Origin of the sequence: Mesorhizobium sp. M2A.F.Ca.ET.037.01.1.1, from assembly GCF_003998075.1 — a bacterium.
GTDB lineage: Bacteria > Pseudomonadota > Alphaproteobacteria > Rhizobiales > Rhizobiaceae > Mesorhizobium.
Window position 1 is genome coordinate 1 of sequence record NZ_RZSA01000786.1, and the last position, 3,222, is coordinate 3,222.

A 3,222-nucleotide genomic window follows, 5' to 3' on the forward strand; every position below is an offset into this window, starting at 1 on the left:
CTGCCGGACTGCGCGGCCCTTCGCTGTCGCTCAGGGCTTTCGTCGCTCGGAAAGCCAAGCAATTGGCTTTCCGTCCATTGCGCGGACCGCTCCTCAACCTCCTCAAGGGGGAGATTGGCAGCTTTGGCGCGGCGCCTCTTCTGCAACGTTGACGATTAGCGAAAGAGAGCGTGACATCCGATCTCCCCCCTTGAGGGGGAGATGCCCGGTAGGGCAGAGAGGGGGGCCTCGCGCCAGCATTGCGAGGCTGTCGTTAGTGCGCGCCCCCTAGGACAGAAACACCCTTTCGAACTCCCGCTTTCCTCCGGGCGAAAACACCACGGCGCGGCTGTCCTTCTCGCGGCGGGCCCATTTCTCGGCGATGATCCTGTCTAGGATAGCGGCCCCGAGCGTGCCGGCGAGATGGGATCGCCGCACGCTCCAGTCGAGGCAGGCGCGGCACACCGGCCGCCGCGCCTTGGCCTGGATCTCGATGCCGAGCGCGGAAAAATGCGAGGCGCCGGCTGACGAGAGGCGGATCTCGTTGTCCTCGCGCAGCAAAAGCTTCCTGTCGAAGAGCCGGTCGAGCATCGCCACCGCCTGCTCGCCGGCGAGGTGGTCGTAGCAGACCCGCGCCACGCGCATGGCCGCGTCGCGCGGTCCCGGCCGCACCCGCTTCGGGCCGACCGCCTCGGCGACGCCGATGATCGCCTCGATCATGCCGGCCACCTGCGCGCTGGCCAGCCCGTAATAGCGGTGACGGCCCTGGCTGGCCAAGGTCAGCAAGCCGCCTTCCATAAGCTTGGACAGATGCGAGGAAGCCGTGGGCAGCGACACGCCGGCTTCCAGCGCCAGTTCCGACGCCGTCAGCGCCGTGCCGCCCATCAGCGCGTTCAGCATGTTGGCGCGGGCCGGGTCGCCGACCAGGCTGGCGATGCGGGCGATATCGGGTCCTTCACGCATGGTTCGATCCTCATCGAAGCATTCCCGTCAGGGAAGCATTATTCTGGGGTCATCTCAAGCAGCCCGGGCAAACACTCCTGACAGGAGGATGCCTAGAGCATGATCCCGAAAAGTGGGAACCGGTTTTCGGAAAAGATCATGCTCCAACAAAGAGTTAGAGCAGGATGACGATTCGACGAAACGTCATCCTGCTCTAGCACAGAGCCGCCAGCGATGTTTCGATCACGGTCGAAGCATCGATGTGCGCAAGCCAACCGACGAGGAGACCGACATGACCATCACCTGCTTCATCCGCTACGAGATCGACCCGTTCGGCCGGGCGGCCTTCGAGCAATATGCGCGCGCCTGGGGCCAGGCCATTCCGCGCTGCGGCGCCGAGCTAATCGGCTACTACGCGCCACATGAAGGCTCGTCCACCACGGCTTACGCCGCCTACAACATCGAAAGCCTCGCCGCCTATGAGGCCTATCGCGCCCGGCTTGCCGCCGACCCCGCGGGCAAGGCAAATTACGAGTTCGCCAGGCGCGAGAAGTTCATCTTGAAGGAAGATCGCGTCTTCCTGAAGCTGGTGTCGGGGCCGCATGGTCCAAGGCAGCTCTTTCGCACCCACGTGACCGTCAAGGAAGGAATAGAGGCATGATCGCTGTCATCTTCGAGGTCGAGCCGGCGGAAGGAAAGCGCGATGCCTATCTCGGCATCGCCGCCGAGCTCAGGCCATTGCTCGAGAGCATCGACGGCTTCATCTCGGTCGAGCGCTTCCAGAGTCTGACCGATCCGAAGCGCATGCTGTCGCTGTCCTTCTGGCGCGACGAGGAAGCGGTGAAAGACTGGCGCAACACCGAGGAGCACCGCCAGGCGCAGCAGGCCGGACGCGGCGGCATCTTTGCCGGCTATCGTCTGCGCATCGCCCAGGTCGTGCGCGATTACGGGCTGACGGAAAGGGCCGAAGCGCCGGAAGACAGCCGCGCGGCGAACGGGTGAGCCTTCGTCCGCGATCGGAGGAGAAGCGGAGGGCTGCTATCACAAACCGGTGAAGGCTGTAACGAAGCGATCCGCCCCGGCGAAATGGGAGCATGACCCCGCTACGGAGATTGCTTCCCATGACCGGATTGAAGACGAGCCTGCGCGCCGGCGCGATGCTCGCGGCCACCATCGGCGCCGCGGCCGCCCAGCCGCTGACCGTGGTCGAGCTGTTCACCAGCCAGGGCTGCTCGTCCTGCCCGCCGGCCAACGCCAACCTGATCAAGGTCAAGGACCAGCCGGGTGTGCTGGCGCTGTCGTTCAACGTCACCTATTGGGACTATCTCGGCTGGAAGGACACCTTCGGCCGCAAGGAATTCACCGATCGCCAGGTGACCTATGAGCCGCCGCTCGGCCGCGACGGGCCGTTCACGCCGCAGGTGGTGGTGAATGGCAGCCATGACGCCGTGGGCGCGGCGCCGGGCGAGATCCAGGGCCTCATCGCCAACAGCGGCCACCCGCAGGGTCCGGAGCTTTTGCTTGGGCCGGGCAAGGTCAGCATCGGCGCCGGCAAGGCGCCCGGCGGCGGCGCCGACATCTGGCTGGTGCGTTACAACAGAGGCGTCGTCGAGGTGCCGGTGGCGCGCGGCGAGAACACCGGCCGCACGCTGCCGCACGCCAATGTCGTGCATGCGCTGACAAGGCTCGGCAGCTGGAACGGCGACGCAACGACGCTGCCGCTGCCGGCGGCCAGCGGCGGCTTGGCCACCGCCGTGCTGGTGCAGGCGCCGCGCGGCGGGCCGATCCTGGCTGCCGCCGCCAACTGATTTTTCATTCCCTTTCGCGCGGGGCCGCATGGGCGGCAACGCTTCACCAAGGCCCGCATGCGCGCGCCAAACCAAGGAGACTATCTGATGACCAAGTTCCTCACGCTGCCGGCTCTGGCCCTCGCGCTTTCCGCCGCGGTCTTCGTTGCCGGCGCCCGCGCCGACGACACGACCAACGCCATGAAGCCCGCCAATGCCATGGCGACGGATGCGATGAAGCCAGCGACGGACGCGATGAAACCGGCCGACGCCATGAAGCCCGACGCGATGAGCACTGAGGCGATGAAGCCGACCACGGATGCCATGAAACCGGTGGATGCGATGAAGCCTGCAACCGACGCCATGAAGCCGGCGACGGACGCCATGAAGCCGGCGGATAGCACTGCTCAGTGAGGCTGAGCTCGCGGGGCAGCCGGCTTCGCAGCCAATCGCGAATGTCAGCGCTGGCCCCCGCTCCGTCTCGGCGCTGCGCGCCGATCCACCTCTCCCCCGC

5 protein-coding genes are annotated in these 3,222 nt (G+C 66.3%); 4 read left to right on the plus strand and 1 reads right to left on the minus strand.

Going from position 1 to position 3,222, the window contains the following annotated elements; genetic code table 11:
• Positions 1-267 precede the first annotated feature (267 nt).
• Positions 268-942: a winged helix-turn-helix domain-containing protein gene (locus tag EOA27_RS28955; RefSeq protein WP_126080289.1), complete on the minus strand. Its 675-nt coding sequence runs from the start codon at positions 940-942 to the stop codon at positions 268-270.
• A gap of 271 nt (positions 943-1,213) precedes the next feature.
• On the opposite strand from EOA27_RS28955, the gene EOA27_RS28960 reads away from it, so the two are divergent.
• The 4 genes from EOA27_RS28960 to EOA27_RS28975 all read left to right on the plus strand — a co-directional run bounded on the left by EOA27_RS28960 (position 1,214) and on the right by EOA27_RS28975 (position 3,122).
• The gene (locus EOA27_RS28960) at positions 1,214-1,582 is read left to right on the plus strand and encodes an NIPSNAP family protein (RefSeq protein WP_126080288.1); all 369 of its coding nucleotides are present in this window, start codon (positions 1,214-1,216) and stop codon (positions 1,580-1,582) included.
• Positions 1,579-1,923 (plus strand): antibiotic biosynthesis monooxygenase, encoded by a 345-nt coding sequence (locus EOA27_RS28965; protein WP_126080287.1) that lies wholly within the window; start codon positions 1,579-1,581, stop codon positions 1,921-1,923. Before EOA27_RS28960 ends, EOA27_RS28965 begins: the two co-directional genes overlap by 4 nt.
• Positions 1,924-2,042: 119 nt before the next feature.
• Complete coding sequence (locus EOA27_RS28970; protein ID WP_126080286.1) at positions 2,043-2,729, plus strand: DUF1223 domain-containing protein; 687 nt, start codon at positions 2,043-2,045, stop codon at positions 2,727-2,729.
• Between the two features lie 87 nt (positions 2,730-2,816).
• Positions 2,817-3,122 (plus strand): hypothetical protein, encoded by a 306-nt coding sequence (locus tag EOA27_RS28975; protein ID WP_126080285.1) that lies wholly within the window; start codon positions 2,817-2,819, stop codon positions 3,120-3,122.
• Positions 3,123-3,222 lie beyond the last annotated feature (100 nt).

Bases quoted from the DNA above. Each gene is read 5' to 3' on its own strand.
- EOA27_RS28975 (WP_126080285.1), top strand. From the start codon at position 2,817: ATGACCAAGTTCCTCACGCTGCCGGCTCTGGCCCTCGCGCTTTCCGCC.
- EOA27_RS28955 (WP_126080289.1), bottom strand. From the start codon at position 942: ATGCGTGAAGGACCCGATATCGCCCGCATCGCCAGCCTGGTCGGCGAC.
- EOA27_RS28960 (WP_126080288.1), top strand. From the start codon at position 1,214: ATGACCATCACCTGCTTCATCCGCTACGAGATCGACCCGTTCGGCCGG.
- EOA27_RS28965 (WP_126080287.1), top strand. From the start codon at position 1,579: ATGATCGCTGTCATCTTCGAGGTCGAGCCGGCGGAAGGAAAGCGCGAT.
- EOA27_RS28970 (WP_126080286.1), top strand. From the start codon at position 2,043: ATGACCGGATTGAAGACGAGCCTGCGCGCCGGCGCGATGCTCGCGGCC.